Below are 21050 nucleotides of genomic sequence, written 5' to 3' on the forward strand. Positions count from 1 at the left end.
ACCGGCGCGATGCCGGAGTGGTGTGAGAGAGACGACCACCGCGCCCCTTTGCCACGACGTGGCACGCGGTGACCGCAGATATCCAACAGAGTTTCTGCGTGGTCAACCGCCAATCAAGCAAGCTGTGACTGAGTCCTTGAACCCGGCTTCTGTCAATGAAGCGCCATCAGGATGAAACGTCGATCAGGGCTGCCCTTGCTGGGCCGGCCGATTGAGCGTGGCGCATGCCATATGCTGCCAGGCGTCGTGCGGCTCCCGCATCCGTGCCTCAACACGACGCAGCCCTCGCAATCAATGAGGGTTGCGTCGTTGGCATGCCGACCTGGCACATCGTTGAGCACTGCGGAATGATTGCGCGGCTGCAGACGCGCAACTTCAGCAGGTTGGCGACCCAACCGGCCCGTATCGATCCAGGTGGCTGCAGACGACAGACGTCGGTTCGAGCGTCCAGTCACATTTCGAGGCGCCGCCCCTCCAGGATCTTCCAGCCACGCTGTGCACCGGCGCTAGGATGTTCCAGAGAAGGAATCCCACAAAAGGAGATTGGCCATGGGCGCCTCGAAGCACACGCTCCAAAGCGGGCAGCAGGTGGAACTCGTGGATTGGGAGGGGTTGAAGCCGCCCCAGCACGGGGCCGCACTGCAGAACGCCGCATGGGATCCGGAGGCCTCGCGCATCGGCCTGGCGTTCTACGGGTCCACCGAAGAGTTCATGCGCAACGACTGGGCCAGGCAACACATGAGCCCGGCGCCGGCAGCGCTGCCTGGACAGCGCCCGGTGCTGCTGTATTACAGCGAGCGAGAGGGGAGCTGGCATACGCCCGAGGCGTTGGATATCGACCACATCGTGCAGTGGAAGGACCACCTCAAGGCGCTGGACGTTCGCAATCTGGCCGAAGCCCAGATGGGCTACAACGATGTGAGCAACCTCAGATTGCTGCCAGCGGCGGTCAACCGCGCGCGCGATGCAGCGGATCGTGTCCACGACCAACATGGGCCACAATCGGCCGAATGGCGCGCCTGGTGCCATGCGCGTTTCGGCTTCGATCCGTCGGCGCCGCGGGCGGCCTTCGATCCGGACACCGACGGCGCCAAGCGGCGCGCCGCGACGCTCGAGGCCGATTGGACGCCGGCGATGACGCGCAAGGACCTCTCGTTCGATACGGCCGTGATGGAGAAGTGGTTCGAAAGCGCGTTGAAGGACGCCTACCGCGGTGAAGCCTCGGTCACGCGTCCGGTGGCGCCTTTCGACACGATGAAGGTGCCGCTCTTCGAGTGCGCAGTCACCAGGCAGCTCTGCACGCGCGACGCGTTCGATATCGATCATGCCATCGCATTCGAGGCGCTTCTCAAAGAGCTGCCCAAGCACACCGGCGGCCAGGGCCTGAAGAAGGCCGATGTGCTGGATGCCTTCAACGACACCAGCAATCTGCGCCTGGTCAGCCGCGCGGCCAATGCGTCCCACGAGTTCGAGCTCAGTGGCCAGGGTCAGTACCAGGAAGCGCTCAAGGAGATGCCGGAGCAGCCCGGAGAGTTCAGGAACTTCCTGGTGCCGGGCGCGATGAGTGCGGCCGACCAGCAGGCGCTGACCGACGCCATCAAGGCATTCGTGGGAAGGGATCAGCACAAGGCCGAGGTGTATTCGCAACTCAAGGCCGGCGGCGTGATCGACTTCCAGGATCCTCGCGCGACCGCGGGGCCGGTATTGCAGCTGTCCGATCCGCATCATCCCGACCATCATCGGTTCGACATGGTCATGCGCAGGATCGAGGTCCTGGACCCCAACGGGCAGGTGCTTCCCACGCAAGCGCATCGCGAGAATCTGGCAGCGGCGCTGGCGGTGGAATCCAAGCGTCAAGGCATGACCAGGATCGACATGGTCGACAAAGGTGGGCCAGAAGGCACCCAGCTGTTTGCCGCCGAGAAGCAGGGCGCGGTGCTGGGCCGGGCCCAGGTCTCGGTGACCGAAGGCGCCCTGACGCCGATGGCATTCAGCACGGCCGCCGCCGATGCCATGTCAGCCCCGGTCCAGTCGCAGGCGCACGCCCTGCACAAAACTGCGCATCAATAGCCTCGGACTTGCGCCCGCCGGACCGAGCTAGATCGGCGCTTTGCGCCTCGGTCTTGCCTTGACGACCGGCGTAGCAGCCTTGGGCTGCTTTGCGCTCAGCAAGGCCCGAACCTGACGCTGCTGCTTGTCCGTGAAATCGTGGAAGTGCGCGGACAGCATGCGTTTGATGCGCCGGTGTGCCTCGGCGATCGCGGCCTGGATCAATGCCTGATCCGCATGTTCGGCTGGGGGCTTGCGGGACAGCGACGGCTTCGAAGGCTTGGGGGGCATGGGGCGGGACGAGCGAGGGCGAAGCCAATCCTCGGACCTGCCATGCCGGCTCGCAACCCCGTGCTGGCGCAATCGCCGCCAGGTGCGGCGTGCTACGCGCGTAAACGGCAGGAGCGGCCTGTCCTAGGGAATAGGCCGCTGACTGCCCTGGCGCACTGATCAGAGCGGGAGACGCTCCCTGCCTGCATCAGGCCGGGGTCCTCTCCAGCCGCCTGTTCTTCCTGTTCTGATCCGAAACCAAGCGGCGTACCCCGGTTGCCGGCACGCGCCGCTCGCCGCTGCCGTTTGTCTGTCGGTGCCCGCCAGTCGTCGCCTCCCCGCATCGAGCCGGCTGATCAGCTCCCCTGTTCATTTTGCACAGAGGAGGGGCTAGTCGCCTGTTTTACAAAGTGTTTACGTCTTAGCTGAACGCTTTGAGTCAAGCATGTGAAATTCGTGACTCAAGTCACGTTTATTTCAGGGGTGGTCAGAAAAGCGTGCGCTAGTTATCATTTCAATGCGACGTGCCTAGCAGTTTTTTGCGGTGCGCGTCGTACATCGCGGTCCTTGGCCGTGATTGGGGAGGCTCGCAAGGCTGCGTTGGCCGTGGGTGGACCGGCGCTGCCTTGTGTCTTTGAAACAGGGGGCAGTTCCGTGGCAGTGACGTCAATCCGTGGCGCGCAGAAGGTCTTGCGCGCGCTCTCCTCGTTCGCGCTGCTGATCGGCCTGGCCGCCGCGTTTCCCGCCGCCGCCCAGAGCTCGGTCACCAATACGGTCACCGTCACCAACCCGTCCGGGGTGACCTGCACCGCCGGCGGCAGCTGCGAGGTCTCGGCCACCGACTCGGACACGGTGGTGGCGCCCCAGCTCAACCTGGCCAAGCGCCACAGCGGCAACTTCCGCCAGGGCCAGAACGGGGTCTACACCTTGACCCCCAGCAACACCGGCACCGCGCCCACCAGTGGCGCGATCAGCGTGGTCGACACGCTGCCGAGCGGCCTGACCTATGTCTCGGCCACCGGTGCCGGCTGGGCCTGCAGCAGCACCGCCCCGACCGTGACCTGCACCAGCACGGACGCCATCGCCAACGGCGCGTCCGGCAACCCGATCACGCTGACGGTCGCGGTCGCGAGCGGCACCACGGGCAGCGTGACCAATACCGCGCGCGTCAGCGGCGGCGGCGATGCGACCTGCCCGGCGTCCGGCGCGACCCAGGCGCGCTGCACCCCGTCCGACGCGACCGCCATCGATCCGCCGATCGACGCGGTCAACGACCCGTTCGGCACCGTGGTCAGCGGCACCAGCACCGCTTCGGTGCTGGGCAACGACACCTTCAACGGCGCGGCGGCCACCACCGCGACGGTCGCGCTGACGCCGGGCACGGCGCCGTCGCCCGCGGCCGGCAGCATCACCATGAACGCCGACGGCACCATCACCGTCGCGCCGGGCACCACGCCGGGCAGCTACAGCTATCCCTACACGATCTGCCAGACCGGCCAGTCGAACAACTGCGATACGGCCACCGCGACCCTGACCGTGGCGGCGCCGAGCATCGATGCGGTCAACGACACGGCCAGCACGCCGGCCACCACGCCGGTGACCACCGCCGTGCTGACCAACGACACCCACGTGGGCGGCACGATCAACCCGGGCTCGGTCACGGTCACCACGCCTTCGCCCAACGGCAGCACCACCGTCAACGCGACGACCGGCGCCATCACCTTCACCCCGAACGCCGGCTTCAGCGGCACCACCACCTACCAGTACCAGGTGTGCCTGGCCAGCCCGAACCAGGCGGTGTGCGACATCGCCACGGTCACGGTCAACGTGGGCAGCGCGATCGACGCGGTCGACGATGCGACCGAGACGCTGACCAGCGCCGGCGGCACCACCGCCACGTCGGTGACCAGCAACGACACGGTCAATGCGGTGCCCGCCGTGCTGGGCACGGGCGGCAATGCCACGATCACCGGCTCGACGCTGTCGAGCACGCCGGCCGCGGGCGGCATCACGCTGAATCCGGCCACCGGCCGCGTCACCGTGGCGCCGGGGACCACGCCGGGCCGCTATACGCTGACCTACACGCTGTGCACCAATCCGGCGACCACGCCGGCGACCTGCGACACGGCGGTCAAGGTGATCGTGGTCCAGGCCGGCATCGACGCGGTCGACGACGCGGCCGAGACGCTGACCAGCGCCGGGGGCACGACCGCCACGCCTGTGACCAGCAACGACACCGTCAACAACGCGCCGGCCGTGCTGGGCACCGGCGGCAACGCCACGATCACCGGCTCGACGCTGTCGAGCACGCCGGCCGCGGGCGGCATCACGCTGGACCCGGCCACCGGCCGCGTCACCGTGGCCCAGGGCACCACGCCGGGCAGCTATACCCTGACCTACACGCTGTGCATCAACCCGCCGACCACGCCGGCGACCTGCGACACGGCCACCAAGGTCATCGTCGTCCAGGCGGCCGTGGATGCGGTCGACGACACCATGCCGGCCATCGGCAGCGGCTCGGGCGGGACCACGCCCTCGGTCCTGGTCAACGACACCCTGGCTGGCCAGCCGGTGTCGCTCAACACGGTGACGCTGACGCCGGGCGCCTCGCCGCAGGCGGGGCTGACGATGAACGCCGACGGCACCATCACCGTGGCGCCCGGCACGCCGGCCGCGACCTACGCCTATCCGTACACCATCTGCGCCAAGAACAACGCGAACAACTGCGACAGCGCCGTCGCCACCGTGGTCGTGGCCCCGCCGATCGTGGCCAACGACGACCGCTTCCCGGCCATCAACGAAGCCGGCACGACCGCCACGGTGCTGAGCAACGACACCCTCGGCGGCCAGCCGGTCAGCACCTCGACCGTGTCGCTCACGCCGGGGACCTCGCCCAATGCCGGCATCGCGATGAACGCCGACGGCACCATCACCGTCAGCCGCGGCACGCCGGCCGGCAGCTACGGCTATCCGTACACCATCTGCGAACGCGCCCATCCGACCAACTGCGATCCGGCGGTGGCCACCGTGGTGGTGACCGTGACCCCGATCGTGCCGGTGGACGACCATCCGCCGACGGTGGACAGCAGCGCCGGCGCGACCCTGCCCAGCGTGCTCGGCAACGACACCGTCGGCGGCAGCGGCGCCACCATGACCAATGTGGTGCTGACCCCGGGCACCTCGCCACAGCCTGGCCTGGTCATGCGCGCCGATGGCACGATCACCGTGGCGGCGGGCACGCCGGCCGCGACCTACGCCTATCCGTACACGATCTGCGAGGCCGCCAACCCCAGCAACTGCGGCAGCGCCATCGCCACGGTCATCGTGGCCTCCAGCTACGATATCCGCCTGACCAAGACCGTGGCCGTCAACACCGCCGTGGTCGGCGACCTGGTGCGCTACACGCTGACCGTGCGCAACGTCGGCGACGGCAACTTCGTCGGCGGCGCGATCACCGATACGCCGCCGCCGGGCTTCACCTACGTGGCCGGCTCGCTGGTCGCCGGCGATGACGACCGCAGCGCCACGGTCAGCGGCCAGTCGCCGATCCGCATCGCCGGCGTGGACGTGGCCGCCGGGCAGAGCGCGACCTTCGTCTACCTGATGCGGGTGGGCGCCGGCGTGCGCCAGGGCACCCAGGTCAACCAGGCCCAGGCGGTCACCGCCGCCGGTGCGCCGGTGTCCAACGTCGCCACCGCCTCGCTGACCATCTCCTCCGATCCGCTGGTCGATGAGAGTCTGCTGGTGGGCACGGTGTTCGACGACCGCGACGGCGATGGCTGGCAGGACAGCGCGGCCATCACCGGCCTGCGCGTGCAGGGCGGGTTCGATCCCTCGGCCTACATGCCCAACTCGACGCTGATGGACGCCGGCCAGGGCTGGCAGCCGCAGGCCGACGCGAGCGCGCCGCTGCTGCACGGCATCGCCGTCGGCAAGCTCAGCGCACGCCAGTCCGAGGCCGATCCGGTCGAGGCGCACCAGGTGGTGATCCGCCAGGTGCTCAGCGCGCCGCGCTTCAGCGACGACTTCGTGCTGACCACCGACCAGGGCGTGACCGTGCGCATGGATGCGGCAGGCAGGACGCGCGTGGACACCAGCGGCCAGGCCGCCAAGGGCCTCACCGCGGCCGCGCCGACGGTCGAGCGCCGCCTGTCGCAGGGCGAGCAGGGCTACGTGGTGGATTACGTGATCCGCAACAGCGGCATCGACGAGCGCGGCATTCCTGGCGTACGCATCGCCTCGGTCGAAGGCCTGGTGATGGAGACCGACCAGTTCGGCCGTTATCACCTGGAAGGCGTCGACGGTGGGCAGTGGTCGCGCGGCCGCAACTTCATCCTCAAGGTCGATCCGACCACGCTGCCGAGCGGCGCGCAGTTCACCACCGCCAATCCGCTGGTCCGTCGCATCACGCCCGGCATGCCGGTGCGCTTCGACTTCGGCATCAAGCTGCCGCAGGGCCTGATCGAAGGCGGTGCGCGCACGGTCGAACTGGAGCTGGGCCAGGTGCTGTTCGAGGCCGACAGCGCCCAGCTCAAGCCGCAGTACCTGCCGGTGGTGGAGAAGATGGCCGGCCGCATCGAGGCCTATCACGGCGGTGAGGTGGTGATCGCCGCCGACGGCGAAAGCGCCGCGCTGGCGTTCGACCGCGCCAACGCGGTCAAGGCCGCGCTGCTGCCGCGCCTGACGGCCGCCACCGCGGCGGCCACGCGCGTGAGCCTGCGCAGCGAGGCGTCCGATCCGGACACGATGATCGCCGGCCTGGACGGACGCGGCCCGCTGCTGGGCTCGATCCTGTTCGACACCGGCAAGGCCACGGCAGGCCGATGCGCTGCTGGATGGCGTGGCCCGCTATCTGGAACAGCGCGGCGGTGGCGTGGTGGCGCTGGTCGGCCATGCCGACCGTCGCGGCGACGCGGCGCGCAACGTCGAACTCGGCCTGCGCCGCGCCAAGGCGGTGTACCAGGCGCTGGCCCAACGACTGCGCCCCGAGGCGCGCGCGAAGGTGACGGTGCAATCCAGTGACGATCCGACGGCTCCTGCCGGCGTGGCCGGGCAGTAAGGGGGCTGAGCATGAAGACCATCACGATGAAGTTGCTGGACTACACCCTGATCAGCCTGCTGGCCGGCACCGCGCCGCTGGCGGCCGCGCAGGAGGCGTCCCCCGCTCAGCCCGAGACCCCCGAGCCGCAGTGCGGCCCGGAGGGCTGCCAGGCGAGCGAAGGCCTGTTGTTCAAGGTGCGCACCCGCGGCGATACGCAGCCGGTCACCGCGCCGCAGGCGTCCGACGCCGCCGCGCTGGCGGCGGACCGCCGCGTGGACATCCTGCAGGTGCAGCCGGGCCAGGCCACGGCCACCGGCAAGTTCTCGATCAATCTCGCCAACGGCGGGGTGATCTGGGCGACCGAGGATCCCCAGATCGGCACGGCCGAGCTGTCGGTGTCGGCGCCGGGGCTGGTCGCCTTCGACGGTGCGCGCATCACCAAGCCGGTGCAGTTCTATGTGCGCAGCAACTACTCGGCCTTCGTCGCGCGCTACGAGCTGGCGATCTATCGCGCCACCGACACCGACCTGGTCGCGCCGCTGGCCACCGTGCCGATGCAGGTGGGCAACGTCAGCCATGTCGACTGGGATGGGCAGCTGCCGGCCGACTACCACTATCGCGCCGGCGATTCGCTGGCCTATGTGCTGCGCGCCTACGACGCGCAGGGCCGCTTCGACGAGACCACGCCGCGCACACTGCAGCTGGTCCGGCCCGACGAGGCCCAGCGCGGTAGCGACCTGCTGCGCACGTCGACCGAACGCAGCCTCGGCACGGCGCTGACCGACGACCAGGCCCAGACCCAGCGCCTGGTGGAGGACGTGTTCGCCGGCAACGGGCTGCGCCTGCAGAACATCCCGCTGTACGGCTCGCGCGTGCGCATCCAGGGCCGCAACCTGCCCGAGGGTTATCAGCTGGCGATCAACGGCGAGACCTATCCGGTCGACCTGGAGCGCAAGTTCGCCGCCGAGTACCTGGTGCCGGTGGGCCATCACAGTTTCGACGTGGCGCTGCAGGACGGCGCCGACGGGCTGGGCGGCGCGGCCGCGGGCACCGGCGTGCCGGCCGCGCACCGCACGCTGGATGTGGATGTCACCGGGCGCTATTTCTTCGGCGTCGGCCTGGCCGATGTGACCGTGGCGCAGAACAAGGTGTCCGGTTCGACCGCGACGCTGTCGGCCACCGATCCGCGCTACGCCGACGACATCATCAGCGACGGCCGCCTGGCCTTCTACGGCAAGGCCAAGTTCAACGGCAAGTACCTGGTGACCGCGCAGGCGGACACCACCGAGCAGGATCTGGAGCACCTGTTCGACCACTTCACCCAGGCCTATGCCACGGACGTGTTCCGCAGCCTGGACCCGGACCTGTATTACCCGACCTACGGCGACGACTCGTCCGTGCGTCGCGACGTGGACACGCAGGGCCGGTTCTACGTGCGCGTGGACTGGGACAAGAACCAGGCGCTGTGGGGCAACTACGCCACCGGCTTCACCGACACCGAGTACGCTCAGTACGTGCGCTCGCTGTACGGCGCGGCGATCGACTGGCGCTCGCATGCGATCAATCCCTGGGGCGAGGCCAAGACCCAGGTGCGCGCGTTCGGCTCGCAGGCGCAGAGCGCGCCGGGGCATAGCGAGTTCCTCGGCACCGGCGGCAGCCTGTACTACCTCAAGCACACCGAGATCCTGGCCGGTTCCGACCAGGTGGTGCTGGAAGTCAGCGACCCGACCACCGGCCGCGTGGTCGACCGGGCGACGCTGGTGCGCGGAGTGGACTACGAGATCGACCAGATCCAGGGCCGCATCCTGCTGACCCGTCCGCTGGCCCAGATCACGCGCGACAACGTCACCACGCTCACCCGCGACACGCCGCTGGACGGCTACACGCAGCGCCTGCTGGTGGACTACGAATTCGTCCCGACCGGGTTCGACGACGACGAGGTCACCGCCGGCTTCCGCGGCAAGCAGTGGCTGGGCGACCACGTGGCCGTCGGTGCGACCTATGTCGACGAGAACCGCAGCGGCGAGGACTACACGCTCAAGGGCGGCGATGTCACCCTGCAGGCCGGTCGCGGCACCTATCTGAAGGCCGAGTACAGCCAGACCGAATCCTATGCCGCGCCGGTGTTCTTCTCCGACAACGGTGGCTTCACCTTCACCCAGATCAACGCCACCGGGCCGCGCCAGGGCGAGGCCAAGGCCGTGGAGGCGCGCGCCAATCTGAAGGAGCTCGGCTGGACCCAGCAGGACTGGGCGGCCGGCGCGTGGTGGCGCGAGGTCGGCGCTGGCTATTCGATCAGCCGCTACGACACCGGCGAGGACCTCACCGAGTACGGCGCGGAAGTCACCGGCCAGTTCACCCAGGACCTGAGCGTGTACGCGCGCTACAGCAAGACGCAGAGCGGTGCGCAGTCGCTGATCCAGGCCCAGGTCACCAGCGAGTGGCGCATCGGCGACTTCGACACGCTGGCCGCCGAGATCCGCCGCGTCGAGGAGCAGCGCACCGTCGGCGATGCCGCCGGCCTGCTGGGCGCGTTGAAGTACACGCACCGCTTCGGCGACACCTTCGACCTGTATGGCTAGGCGCAGCTGACCCTGGACGACGACCACGGCAGGTACGCCGACAACGACGCCTACACCGTCGGCGGCAAGTACCTGTTCGGCAACCTGTCCTCGGTCGGCGCGGAAGTCACCAGCGGCGATCGGGGCGATGCGGCCACGGTCAATGCCGAGTACCGCCTCACGCCCGATCACAGCCTGTACGGCGCCTACACCGCCACCCACGACGACACCCAGGCCTACGACCCGCTGTTCAACAACAGCGCGCGCGACGGCTGGACGCTGGGCCAGCGCTGGCGCCTGTCCAACCAGATCAACGTGTTCAACGAGAGCCAGTTCCTCAAGGACGACACCGCCGGCGAATCCGGCCTGGCGCATACCTTCGGCCTGGATTTCTACCCGGCGCAGGGCTGGACCAGCGGCTTCACCCTGCAGCGCGGCGATCTGGTCAACAGCGCCGGCGGGCAAGTCGAGCGGCGCGCGATCAGCGTCAGCCTGGGTCGCACCTCGCCCGATACGGATTGGGCTTCCAAGGTGGAATGGCGGCGCGACACCGGTGCGGAGGAGCGCGAGCAGTGGGTGTCCACCAATCGCCTGACGCACCGCTTCAACGACAGCTGGCGCATCGCCGGTCGCCTGAACTACTCCGACACCGACGACAAGCTCGATCCGCTCGCCGGCGCCAGGTTCATCGAGGGCAACCTGGGCTTCGCCTGGCGTCCTTGGGACTCGGTGCGCTGGGCCGTGTTCGGCCGCTACACCTATCTGTACGACCTGGCCACGCTGGCGCAGATCGGCGGGCACGACTACGACCAGAAGACCCAGGTGCTCTCGCTGGAAGGTGTGTACAAGCCCGACCAGCGCTGGGAGTTCGCGGCCAAGGTCGCCCAGCGTGTGGGCAAGGCGCGCTACGGCCGCGGCACGGGCCAGTGGTTCGATTCGACCACGACCTTCTACGGCACCACCGTGCGCTACGACCTGGGCCAGCAATGGCATGCGATGGGCGAGTACCGCCTGCTCAAGGTCGAGGACGGCGGCAACCGCCAGGGCTGGCTGGCCGGCGTGGACCGCGACATCGGCAAGAACCTGCGGATCGGGCTGGGCTACAACTTCACCCAGTTCAGCGACGACCTGACCGACTTCGACTACGACCACAAGGGCTGGTTCATCAACCTGGTGGGGAGCTACTGATGCGCAAGCACTTCATCCATGGCTGGGCCGCGCGCGGCCTGGGGCTGGCGCTGGCCGCCGGCGCGGCGCTGGCGCCGATGCAGCAGGCGCAGGCCGCGGCCTACGCCACCGGCGGCACGGGCAAGTACCGCAACGAGATCCTCTGGCTGACCTGGGGCGGCGGCGTCAACGGCACCGACGGCGTGGCGCTGGCCAACGGCGCGCAGACCACGGCCACCCTGCAGGTGGCCAACGGCCAGCAGATCCAGGTGACCTGCACGCTGTCCAACCTCAACGGCGCGCTGAGCAGCTATCGCTCCGGCGATTACAGCGGCGACGGCCTGGAGGACATGTACAACATCGATGGCACCGGCGGCGCCAACAACCTGGTGGCGGGTCTGGCCACGGCGATGACCTCGACGGCCAGCTTCGATATCGACTGCTCGGCGACCCGCAACGGGGCGTCGTATCCGATTCCCGGCCTGGTCATCGCCGATGCAGAGTCGCTCGAATCCACCTTGGACGGCAACGGCGTCCCCAGCGAATACATCCGCGGCACGGCCGCGGGCAACTGGAACATCCTGGAGATGTTCGCCGGCAACGGCAATCCCTATACCGCCACCAAGACCACCAACGGCGGCAGCCAGACCATGGAGTTCGGTCCGGGCGGGCAAGGCGGCGGCACCAGTCCCGTGGCGCTCAGCTATCTGACCTTCACCACGCCGACCGCCACGCCCAGCATGTCCTTCGCCATGCGCGGCGGCGGTATCACCGCCATGTCCATCGGCCTGCTCGTGCCGCGCGCGGACTACGGCGATGCGCCCAGCAGCTATGGCACCGCCGCGCACCTGTTCTATGACTGGGTGCACGGCAACGACAGCGGCGTATCGGCCAGCGGCACGGACATCAACGACGCGTCCTTCCGCCCTGGTGGCCTGTCGCCGCTGACCACCGATCACTTGGGCACGGTCGGCCCGGATGGCGAGCCCGGTACGTCGTCGTCCGACAACGCCTATGGCATCGCCGGCGCCAATGAGGAAAACGGTTGGCCCACCTCGCCGGCGATCAATGCCGGCAGCGGGAACACCGTGCTGACGCGCAGCATCGCCTGCAGCGGCACCGGTACGGTGGCCGGCTGGATCGACTTCGACGGCAACGGCAGCTTCGACGGCGACGAGGGCGCCGCCGGCGCATGCTCGGGTGCCAATGGCACGGCCAGCCTGAGCTGGACGGTGCCCGACGACATCCAGGCCGGCACGACCTGGGTCCGCCTGCGTTACGCGCAGAACGCCAGCGAGGTCGCCAGCCCGTCCGGTACGGCGACCAGCGGCGAGGTCGAGGACGCGCAGATCACCATCGCCCAGGCCAGCGCCAACCTGGTGGTCACCAAGACCAACACGCCCGCCGCGGGCGCCAGCGATCAGGCCAACGACACGGTGGTCAAGGGCTCGAGCCAGACCTACACCATCGTGGTCACCAACAACGGTCCGCAGCCGGCCAATGGCGCGATCGTGCGCGATCCGGCCAGCAGCGGCCTGACCTGCACCAGCGCTGCCTGCACCGGCGCCACCAACGGTGCGGCCTGCCCGACCCAGGCCAGCGGCAGCGCGCTGTTGGGTGCCCTGCAAAGCTCCGGCGGGGCTGCGATTCCCACGCTGCCCAATACCGGCACGGTCACCCTGACGGTCACCTGCACCGTCAACTAAGATCACGCTGCGCCCCGCCCATCCAGGCGGGGTGCTTCCGTCAGCGGCCTTGCTTCGCGCTTCCCATCGCGATCGGGCATTTCCCGTGATTGAGCAAGGTCTCCAGGTTCGATGAAGTCTTCGTTCGTGTTCGTCCGTGTGGGGCTCGGCTTGGCGCTGCTCGCGGCCCTGGCCTCGGCCCAGGCCCAGGAAGTCACCAGCTGCCCGGCCGGTCTCGAGCAGACCCGCCTGTATGCCTACACGGGCAATGCGCCCGCCACGTTCACCGTGCCGGCGCGGGTGACCTCGGTGCGTCTGATCGCCGTCGGCGCCGACGGCGGCGAGCGCACGCCCAACCCGTATCAGGGCGGCGCCGGCGCGCGGGTCGAGGGCACGTTCGCGGTCGCGCCGGGCGATGTGATCACGCTGCTGGCGGGCCAGGCACCGCCCGGTGCCAACGACCAGGAGTCCGGCGGCGGCGGCGCCTCGGGCGCGTATCTCAACGGCACGCTGGCACTGATCGCGGGCGCGGGCGGTGGCGACGACAACACCGGCAATGGCGGCGGCGGTCGCGCGGGCCTGGATGGCGGCAACGGCGGCTCGCCGGCCGGCGGCGACTGCGCGGCCGGCGGGCTGGGCGGCGTCAACGGGGCAGGGGGCCAGTTCGGTGAAGTCGCCGCCGATGGCAGCACCACCTGCCAGACCGGCGACGGTGGTGCCGGTGGCGGTGGCTTCAACAGTCCCGGGCAGGGCGTGACCTATGCGGGCGCGCACCAGGGTCCGCGGGGCGGCGGCCAGTGTTCGATCAACGGGGCTTCCGGGGGCGCCGGTGGCACGGGCGAACCGCAGGCCGGCGATCGCATCGGCGTGGCCGGCGGCTGGGGCGTGTGCGGCGGCGGTGGCGCGGACGATCGCGAGAGTGGCGGCGGCGGCGGGTACTCCGGCGGCGGCGGCGCGCCCGAGTCGGCCTATCCGGGCGGTGGCGGTTCCTATGTCGCGGCCAGTGCGACCTCGCCCACACGCGTGGCCGGCGCCGACGGCGGCGGCAGCGGGCGCAACGGATCGGTGCGGGTGTGCTATTCGCTGCGCGCCGAGCTGAGCGTGACCAAGACCAATACACCGTCGTCCGGTCCCAACGACCAGGCCGGCGACACGCTGACCCGTGGCGAGGCGACCAGCTACCGGATCGTGGTCGGTAATGCGGGGCCGGTCGCGGCCGATGGTGCGGAGCTCCGCGATCCGGCCGCGCCTGGCTTGACCTGCACCGCGGCCCGCTGCGGCGACGCCAGCGGCGGCGCGATCTGCCCGACCGGCAGCGATGCCGCGCTGCTGGCCGCACTGCAGTCCAACACCGGCCTGCAGCTGCAGACCTTGCCGGTGGGCGGCGCGCTGACCTTCACGGTCGACTGCACCGTCGACTGAGGGCCGCGGCGGCGCGCGCATGAGCGGTCACGGCGCCGTGTCATGCTGTGCGCCGTTTTCGACCCCGGCCCGCAGCCGCATGAAACTGGCGATCCTCTCCCGCAACACGCGGCTGTATTCGACCAAGCGCTTGGTCGAAGCCGGACGCCAGCGCGGCCACACCGTGCGCGTGCTCGATCCGCTGCGCTGCTACATGCGCATCGACCGCGGCCGCTTCGACCTGCGCTACAAGGGCGCCACCCTGTCCGGTTTCGACGCAGTCATTCCGCGCATCGGCGCCTCGGTCACCCGCTACGCCACCGCGGTGCTGCGCCAGTTCGAGCTGATGGGCTGCCACACGCCCAACAGCTCCGATGCGATCCTGCGCGCGCGCGACAAGCTGCGTGCGCACCAGCTGCTGGCCGCCCACGGCATCGACCTGCCGGCCACCGTGTTCGGCGACAACCCGGACGACACCGCCGACCTTCTGGCGCTGCTGGGCCCGCCGCCGCACGTGATCAAGCTCAACGAGGGCGCGCAGGGCGCCGGGGTGATGCTGACCGAGAAGCCCTCGGCCTCGCGCTCGGTGGTCGAGGCGCTGCGCGGGCTGTACGCCAGCTTCGTGGTGCAGGAGTTCGTCGAGGAGGCCAAAGGCGCGGACCTGCGCTGCTTCGTGGTCGGCGACCGGGTGGTGGCGGCGATGCGCCGGCAGGCGCCGGAGGGCGACTTCCGCTCCAACCTGCATCGCGGCGGCGAGGCGTTTCCGGCCATCGCCAGCGATGAGGAGGCGGCCGTGGCCGTGCGCGCGGCCCAGGTGCTGGGCCTGGGCGTGGCCGGGGTGGACCTGATCCGCTCGGCGCGCGGCCCGCTGGTGCTGGAGGTCAACTCCACGCCGGGCCTGGAAGGCATCGAGCAGGTGTCCGGGGTGGACATCGCCGGGGCGGTGGTGGAACTGGTGGCGGCCGCCGCGGTCCAACGCCCAGCCTCCCTCGCACGCCGCCCCGCCAGCCGAACGTGAACGGCCATGCAGGGAGGCTCACCGACGGTGTGACAGAATCGCCCCGTCCCGCGCGGAAGGCTGAACAGGCCGGCCCGCTGCGGCTTGGCCCGCACAGGAACAACCCAAGGATCCCCATGACTTTCCCATTCCCGATGCGCCGTGCTGGCGCCGTCCCGGCCGCCCGGCCGCAGGAGACCTGCTGACATGCGCATCCTCGTCATCGAAGACAACAGCGATATCGCCGCCAATCTGGGGGATTACCTCGAAGATCGCGGCCACACCGTGGATTTCGCCGCCGACGGCGTCACCGGCCTGCACCTGGCCGTGGTCCACGACTTCGACGCCATCGTGCTCGACCTCAACCTGCCGGGCATGGATGGCCTGGAGGTCTGCCGCAAGCTGCGCAACGAGGCGCGCAAGCAGACCCCGGTGCTGATGCTCACCGCCCGCGACAGCCTGGACAACAAGCTGGCCGGATTCGACTCCGGCGCCGACGACTACCTGATCAAGCCCTTCGCCCTGCAGGAAGTGGAGGTGCGCCTCAACGCGCTCTCGCGCCGCGGCAAGGGCGTGCAGACCCGCGTGCTGGACGTGGGCGACCTGGAATACAACCTGGACACGCTGGAAGTGCGCCGCCAGGGCAAGCTGCTGCAGCTCAACCCGACCGCGCTGAAGATCCTGCAGGCGCTGATGGAGGCCTCGCCGGCGGTGGTCACCCGCCAGGAGCTGGAGACGCGCGTGTGGGGCGAGGAGCTGCCGGACTCGGACTCGCTGCGCGTGCACATCCATGGTCTGCGTGCGGTGGTCGACAAGCCGTTCGAAGTCCCGCTCATCCAGACCCGCCATGGCATCGGTTACCGCATCGCCGCTCCCGAAGCCTGAGGGCCCCGCGTCCGCGCGGCCGGCCGCGACGCGGGCGCGTAAGTTCCGCCGGCGGCTGCGCACCCGCATCGTCTGGTCCTTCGCCCTGCTGGGTCTGTGCCTGACGGTGCTGTTCGCCTATGCCTCGATCCTGGCCCGCCAGCGCGTGGAGAACCAGCTGGTCGAGGACGTGATGAACCGCAACATGGAAGCGTCCTGGCGCAGCTATGTGGCCAGCGGCGGGCGCAACCTGGACATCCCGGTCCAGCAGATGAAGGGCTTCGTCTATCGCCCGGACAAGCTGGACAGCCTGCGGCGCGATTTCCCCGAGTGGGAAAAACTCGACGACGGCATCCACCCCATGTCGGGCACCGATCCGGATGGCAAGCCGTTCGCCTACAAGGTCGGCGTGCGCAAGACGCCCAATGCCTGGTTCTTCATCGCCTACGACATGGGCCAGGTCGCGCTGGGCGAGGTGCAGTTCAAGCGCACCCTGTATGCCACGGTGCTGCTGTTCACGCTGGTCTCGCTGCTGATCGGCTGGTGGGCGGCCTCGCGGGTGATGAGCCCGGTGTCCGAGCTGGCCAATCGCCTGCGCGCCTACCGCGGCAGCAGCAACCCCACCCAGCTGGGGCCGCTGTTCCCCGAAGACGAGGTAGGCGAACTGGCGCGCGCGCTGGACGACTACTCCAACCGCCTGACCGAGGTCGTGCAGCGCGATCGCGAGTTCAACGCCGACGTCAGCCACGAGCTGCGCACGCCGCTGGCGGTGATCCGCGGCGCGACCGAGCTGCTGCTGGGCAAGCCCGACCTGGAGCCCAAGATCCAGGCGCGCCTGCTGCGCATCCAGCGCGCCGAGCAGGCCTGTTCGGACCTGATCGGTTCGCTGCTGCTGCTCTCGCGCAACGAGCGCGGGCAGGGCACCAGCAATGTGGCCAAGGTCGCCGATCAGCTGCTGGACTCCCACCGCGCGCAGATCGGCGGCAAGCCGCTGGAGCTGATGCTGGAAGGCAACCAGGACCTGGTCATCGACGCGCCCGAGGCGGCGCTGTCGGTGGCGCTGGGCAATCTGGTCGGCAATGCGGTCAAGTACACCCAGGAGGGCACGGTGCGGGTGCGCGTGCTCAACGATGCGGTCGAGGTCATCGACTCCGGCCCGGGTCTGAGCGAGGAGGACGCGGCGCGGCTGTTCGACCGCGGCTATCGCGGCACGCACGCCGGGCACTCCCAGGGCGGCGGCATCGGCCTGTCCATCGTCAGCCGCCTGTGCGATCTCTACGGCTGGCAGGTCAGCGTGCGGCCTGGCGCCGAGCGCGGTGTGGTGGCCACGCTGCGGTTCCATCCGGCCTGACGGCCGTGACCAAGACGTTCCTGAGCCGCTCGCGGCACCTCCGACCATGGAGGCCCGCACCCGCGGGCATGGTGGGTCAGAGCGAGATCCAGAAGCAGTCGTAGCTGCGGCGGATGCCCAGTACCGTGGAGGTGGGCGTGCCGTTGGACAGCGTCTGCTGCAGGCGCAGGCCGACCGGGCGCCTGCGCTGCGGCGGGGTGGCCTGCGGATAGAAGCCGTCGGTGTTGGCGTCGGTGATGGTGCCGTCGGCCTCGACCACCGGGTCGGGCGCCGGCAGCACCGGGGTGATGTCCATCAGGGGCCGGCGCACGATGCCCTCCATGCGGTCGAGCAGGCGATTGGCCGACGCGTCGGAGATGCCGTTCCACTGGTACAGCGCGGCCAGGTCGTTGGCGTCCTTGGCGGCGATGGCCGCGCCGATGCGCTGGACCAAGTCGGACAGCTTGCGCGGGCAGCCCAGGTGGGTGCGCGCCGGCGCGTCGCCGGCCTCGCCGGCGATGGTCGGCAGCGGGCGCGGCACGCGGCTGGCCGCGCCCAGGTCCTCGCAGCGGCGATCGGTGAACACGCTCACGCCGCTGGCGTCGGTGCAGCGATGGATCGCCTGGGCCCGCGCCGAAGCCGACCACGCCAGCGCGGTCAGCGCGAGGGCCAGGGTCAGCAGCAGGAGCGGGGCAGGCATGCGCATGAAGGGGCGCAGCCTACCCCAGCCAAGCTGAAGTCCATGACGAGGGTGGGAGCCGGCATGCCGGCGATGGGCCTCACCCGTGAAGCCACCACCGCCGCGGGCCAGAGGACTGCCAAGGCAGCGAAGAACAGAAGACCGGAAACCGCTGCAAAAACCCCTACCTTCGTTCCCGCGAACGCGGGAACCCATGGACGTTGCGCGGCCTGTCCGAACGTCCCTGGATCCCCGCGTTCGCGGGGATGACGAGCTTTGGGGTTGGCGCGCGCACCCGGTGGCGCTTTCCGGCGAGCGCGTGGGTTCGGGCGAGCGGCCAGGTTTACGGCGCGCACCGCACGCAGCGGCGAAACCTCCCTCGTCGTTCCCGCGAACGCGGGAACCCAGCGACTTCCCGCGCAAAGGCCAAACACCCCAGCCCGCGCTTCCGCAGGAGCACTGCGCTCCCAGGGAATGCCCAACTGCGCGTCCCTAGCGAATCCCCAGCCGCTGCAGCACCGTCTGCGTGGGCTTGGCCAGATTGAGCGTGTAGAAGTGCAGTGACGGCGCGCCGCCGTCGATCAGGCGCTGGCACAGCTGGGCGACCACGTCGGCGCCGAAGTCCTTCACCGCCGCCGCGTCGTCGCCGTAGGCCGCCATGCGCTTGGCGATCCAGCGCGGGATCTCCGCGCCGCACTGTTCGGAGAAGCGCCGCAGCTGGGCGAAGTTGGCGATCGGCATGATCCCGGGAATGATCGGGATCTCCACGCCCAGCCTGCGTACCGCCTCGACGAAGCCGAAATAGGCATCGGCGTTGTAGAAGTACTGGGTGATGGCCGCGTCGGCGCCGGCGTCGACCTTGGCCTTGAAGTGCTTCAGGTCCGACAGCGCGTCGCTGGCCTGCGGATGGGTTTCCGGATAGGCGCCGACCTCCAGCTGGAACGCATCGCCGTGCTCGGCGCGGATGAAGGCGATCAGCTCGGAGGCATAGCGCAGATCGCCCGCATGGCCCATGCCCGAGGGCAGGTCGCCGCGCAGCGCGACGATGCGCTTGCAGCCGATCGCGCGGTAGAGCTTGAGCAGCTCGCGGATCTCCTCGCGGCTGCCGCCCACGCAGGACAGATGCGGTGCGGCGTCGAAGCCGTGGTGCTGCTTGAGGTGGCGCACCGTCTCGGCGGTGTAGCTCAGGGTCGAGCCGCCGGCGCCGAAGGTGCACGAGACGTACTCCGGCGCGTAGCGCGCCAGCCGCTCGGCGGTACGATTCAGCTGGGCCCGCTGCTCGTCGGTCTTGGGCGGGTAGAACTCGAAGCTGATCGGCGTCATGGCGGGGCGTTGGGCGGCGGGTGCGGCATCTTATCGCTTCATCGCGATGGATGCATGGAGAGAATCCGATGCAGCCAGCCGGGCGGCAGACGGGTGCTAAAGTCCCGCGCCTCCTTCCGCTGTCAGGGTGTCGCTGCATGACCGTGTCCACATCCCTTTCCATCGGCACGCCGGGCCGCCCCTGGGGGGCGGCCGAGAAGGCGCAGTGGCGCGCCGCCCAGACCCGCAAGCGCAGCTATGCCGACGAGGTGCTGGCCCGGATCGAACCGCTGCGTGCGCGCTTCGACGTCGCGCCATACGGCCATCTGGATTACGACGCGGACCAGTACGACCTGTTCGCCGTGCGCAGCCGCCCCTGGGACCCGGCGCTGCCGACGATGCTGGTCACCGGCGGCGTGCACGGCTACGAGACCAGCGGCGTGCAGGGCGCGCTGCAGTTCCTCAAACACCACGCAGCCGCCTACGCCGGCCGCGCCAACCTGCTGGTGGTGCCGTGCGTGAGCCCGTGGGGCTACGAGCGCATCCACCGCTGGAATCCCGACGCGCTGGACCCCAACCGCAACTTCCGCGCGCACAGCCCGGCCGCCGAATCGGCCGCCCTGCTGGCGCTGATCGCGCCGCTGCGCGCCGGCATCGTGATGCACATCGACCTGCACGAGACCACCGACAGCGACGAGACCGAGTTCCGCCCGGCGCTGGCCGCGCGCGACGGCAAGCCCTATGTGCCGGGCACGATCCCCGACGGCTTCTATCTGTGCGCCGACAGCGCCGCGCCGGCGCCGGCCTTCCAGCAGGCGGTCAACGCCGCGGTGGCCAAGGTGACCCACATCGCCCCGGCCGATCCGGACGGCACGCTGATCGGCTCGCCGGCGGTCGCCCCGGGCGTGATCGAGTACGACTGCAAGGCCCTGGGCCTGTGCGCGGGCATCACCGATGCGCCCTATCGCACCACCACCGAGGTCTATCCCGACAGCCCGCGCGCCACGCCGCAGCAGTGCAACGACGCGCAGGTGGCGGCGATCCGCGCGGCGATCGACTACGCGCTGGCGCAGCGGGGCTGAGTCGCGATGTCGATCGTGCTGACCCCGTTCGCGCGTGCGCGGCTGTTCCCGCGCACGCCGCGCGGCAACACCATCCAGGACTGCACCGCGGAAGGGTTCGAGGCCTATCTCAACGCCCACACGCCGCTGCGCGTGCTCGACGGCTACGCGCCGTTCTGCAAGCTGCACGTGCACCGCAACTGGACCTCGACCCGCTGCCTGACCGTGCCGATCACCGCCGACAACCGGCATCTGCTGCGCTCGGGCTACGAGGCGCGCACCTCGGCCGAGCTGCCGGTGCTGGTGCGCTGGTTCGAAGGTGTGCAGGCCCCGCGCGCCGAGTACCTGCTGCCGATCCTCTACAGCCGCGCGCAGCTGGCCAGGGAGGGTGAGGCCATCGACGCTGACTGGGGCGTGGTCGGCTGCCTGTACACCGCCGAGCCGGAGGAAATCCCGATGGCCCCGATCACCATGCTGCGCAACGCGCTGGGCGTGGAGGAGGGCGGCTCCGGCGTGCCGCTGGACCGCGAGGCCTATCGGCGCGCGGTGGCGTTCTGGGAGCGCAACGCGAACTGGCGGCCTTGAGGCGCCTCAAGACCACGCGTTCTCAGGCGGCAGACCAAGCGGGAAGCGCCTCGGGATG

Annotated in this window: 14 protein-coding genes; 11 read left to right on the forward strand and 3 right to left on the reverse strand. The window is 69.7% G+C overall.

Annotation, left to right across the window (positions count from 1 at the left end):
* Positions 1 to 549: 549 nt before the first annotated feature.
* Complete coding sequence (locus tag QE438_RS00285; protein WP_306993332.1) at positions 550 to 2070, forward strand: XVIPCD domain-containing protein; 1521 nt, start codon at positions 550 to 552, stop codon at positions 2068 to 2070.
* A 27-nt stretch (positions 2071 to 2097) separates the two neighbouring features.
* On the opposite strand, the gene QE438_RS00290 is transcribed toward QE438_RS00285, so the two are convergent.
* Positions 2098 to 2340, reverse strand: coding sequence for a hypothetical protein (locus QE438_RS00290; protein ID WP_306993330.1), 243 nt, complete (start codon positions 2338 to 2340; stop codon positions 2098 to 2100).
* 633 nt (positions 2341 to 2973) lie between these two features.
* Here QE438_RS00290 and QE438_RS00295 point away from each other — a divergent pair.
* The 8 genes from QE438_RS00295 (at position 2974) to QE438_RS00330 (ending at position 17386) form a co-directional block, all read left to right on the forward strand.
* A complete protein-coding gene (locus QE438_RS00295) occupies positions 2974 to 7341 on the forward strand; it encodes an Ig-like domain-containing protein (protein WP_307184046.1) in 4368 nt (1455 codons plus the stop codon).
* A 48-nt stretch (positions 7342 to 7389) separates the two neighbouring features.
* On the forward strand, positions 7390 to 9942 hold the full coding sequence (locus QE438_RS00300) for a hypothetical protein (protein ID WP_306993314.1): 2553 nt from the start codon (positions 7390 to 7392) through the stop codon (positions 9940 to 9942).
* A gap of 294 nt (positions 9943 to 10236) precedes the next feature.
* Positions 10237 to 11109, forward strand: a complete 873-nt coding sequence (locus QE438_RS00305) for a hypothetical protein (protein WP_306993312.1) — start codon at positions 10237 to 10239, stop codon at positions 11107 to 11109.
* Positions 11109 to 12794, forward strand: coding sequence for a CshA/CshB family fibrillar adhesin-related protein (locus tag QE438_RS00310; protein ID WP_306993310.1), 1686 nt, complete (start codon positions 11109 to 11111; stop codon positions 12792 to 12794). Before QE438_RS00305 ends, QE438_RS00310 begins: the two co-directional genes overlap by 1 nt.
* Positions 12795 to 12905: 111 nt before the next feature.
* Positions 12906 to 14195: a hypothetical protein gene (locus tag QE438_RS00315; protein ID WP_307184045.1), complete on the forward strand. Its 1290-nt coding sequence runs from the start codon at positions 12906 to 12908 to the stop codon at positions 14193 to 14195.
* Positions 14196 to 14274: 79 nt separating this feature from the next.
* Positions 14275 to 15192, forward strand: a complete 918-nt coding sequence (rimK, locus tag QE438_RS00320) for a 30S ribosomal protein S6--L-glutamate ligase (protein ID WP_306993304.1) — start codon at positions 14275 to 14277, stop codon at positions 15190 to 15192.
* Between the two features lie 186 nt (positions 15193 to 15378).
* The gene (locus tag QE438_RS00325) at positions 15379 to 16056 is read left to right on the forward strand and encodes a response regulator transcription factor (RefSeq protein ID WP_130515758.1); all 678 of its coding nucleotides are present in this window, start codon (positions 15379 to 15381) and stop codon (positions 16054 to 16056) included.
* On the forward strand, positions 16019 to 17386 hold the full coding sequence (locus tag QE438_RS00330) for a HAMP domain-containing sensor histidine kinase (RefSeq protein WP_130528804.1): 1368 nt from the start codon (positions 16019 to 16021) through the stop codon (positions 17384 to 17386). The genes QE438_RS00325 and QE438_RS00330 overlap by 38 nt, the downstream gene beginning before the upstream one ends.
* Before the next feature lie 76 nt (positions 17387 to 17462).
* On the opposite strand, the gene QE438_RS00335 is transcribed toward QE438_RS00330, so the two are convergent.
* Positions 17463 to 18065 carry a DUF4124 domain-containing protein gene (locus QE438_RS00335; RefSeq protein WP_306993302.1) on the reverse strand — a complete coding sequence of 201 codons (603 nt, stop codon included), beginning with the start codon at positions 18063 to 18065 and terminating at the stop codon, positions 17463 to 17465.
* 471 nt (positions 18066 to 18536) lie between these two features.
* A complete protein-coding gene (metF, locus tag QE438_RS00340) occupies positions 18537 to 19367 on the reverse strand; it encodes a methylenetetrahydrofolate reductase [NAD(P)H] (protein WP_130515763.1) in 831 nt (276 codons plus the stop codon).
* Positions 19368 to 19504: 137 nt separating this feature from the next.
* Here metF and QE438_RS00345 point away from each other — a divergent pair, with 137 nt between their 5' ends.
* Complete coding sequence (locus QE438_RS00345; RefSeq protein WP_306993299.1) at positions 19505 to 20428, forward strand: M14 family metallocarboxypeptidase; 924 nt, start codon at positions 19505 to 19507, stop codon at positions 20426 to 20428.
* 6 nt (positions 20429 to 20434) lie between these two features.
* Complete coding sequence (locus tag QE438_RS00350; protein ID WP_130523344.1) at positions 20435 to 20992, forward strand: DUF3228 family protein; 558 nt, start codon at positions 20435 to 20437, stop codon at positions 20990 to 20992.
* Positions 20993 to 21050: the final 58 nt, after the last annotated feature.

It is taken from the genome of Pseudoxanthomonas sp. SORGH_AS_0997 (assembly GCF_031453535.1).
In the GTDB taxonomy this organism is placed as follows: Bacteria; Pseudomonadota; Gammaproteobacteria; order Xanthomonadales; family Xanthomonadaceae; genus Pseudoxanthomonas_A; species Pseudoxanthomonas_A winnipegensis.

Excerpts from the sequence above, each read along its gene's own strand:
- QE438_RS00335 (WP_306993302.1), bottom strand. The coding sequence starts at position 18,065 with ATGCCTGCCCCGCTCCTGCTGCTGACCCTGGCCCTCGCGCTGACCGCG.
- QE438_RS00300 (WP_306993314.1), top strand. The coding sequence starts at position 7,390 with ATGAAGACCATCACGATGAAGTTGCTGGACTACACCCTGATCAGCCTG.
- QE438_RS00290 (WP_306993330.1), bottom strand. The coding sequence starts at position 2,340 with ATGCCCCCCAAGCCTTCGAAGCCGTCGCTGTCCCGCAAGCCCCCAGCC.
- QE438_RS00330 (WP_130528804.1), top strand. The coding sequence starts at position 16,019 with ATGGCATCGGTTACCGCATCGCCGCTCCCGAAGCCTGAGGGCCCCGCG.
- rimK (WP_306993304.1), top strand. The coding sequence starts at position 14,275 with ATGAAACTGGCGATCCTCTCCCGCAACACGCGGCTGTATTCGACCAAG.
- QE438_RS00325 (WP_130515758.1), top strand. The coding sequence starts at position 15,379 with ATGCGCATCCTCGTCATCGAAGACAACAGCGATATCGCCGCCAATCTG.
- QE438_RS00350 (WP_130523344.1), top strand. The coding sequence starts at position 20,435 with ATGTCGATCGTGCTGACCCCGTTCGCGCGTGCGCGGCTGTTCCCGCGC.
- QE438_RS00310 (WP_306993310.1), top strand. The coding sequence starts at position 11,109 with ATGCGCAAGCACTTCATCCATGGCTGGGCCGCGCGCGGCCTGGGGCTG.
- metF (WP_130515763.1), bottom strand. The coding sequence starts at position 19,367 with ATGACGCCGATCAGCTTCGAGTTCTACCCGCCCAAGACCGACGAGCAG.
- QE438_RS00315 (WP_307184045.1), top strand. The coding sequence starts at position 12,906 with ATGAAGTCTTCGTTCGTGTTCGTCCGTGTGGGGCTCGGCTTGGCGCTG.
- QE438_RS00345 (WP_306993299.1), top strand. The coding sequence starts at position 19,505 with ATGACCGTGTCCACATCCCTTTCCATCGGCACGCCGGGCCGCCCCTGG.
- QE438_RS00285 (WP_306993332.1), top strand. The coding sequence starts at position 550 with ATGGGCGCCTCGAAGCACACGCTCCAAAGCGGGCAGCAGGTGGAACTC.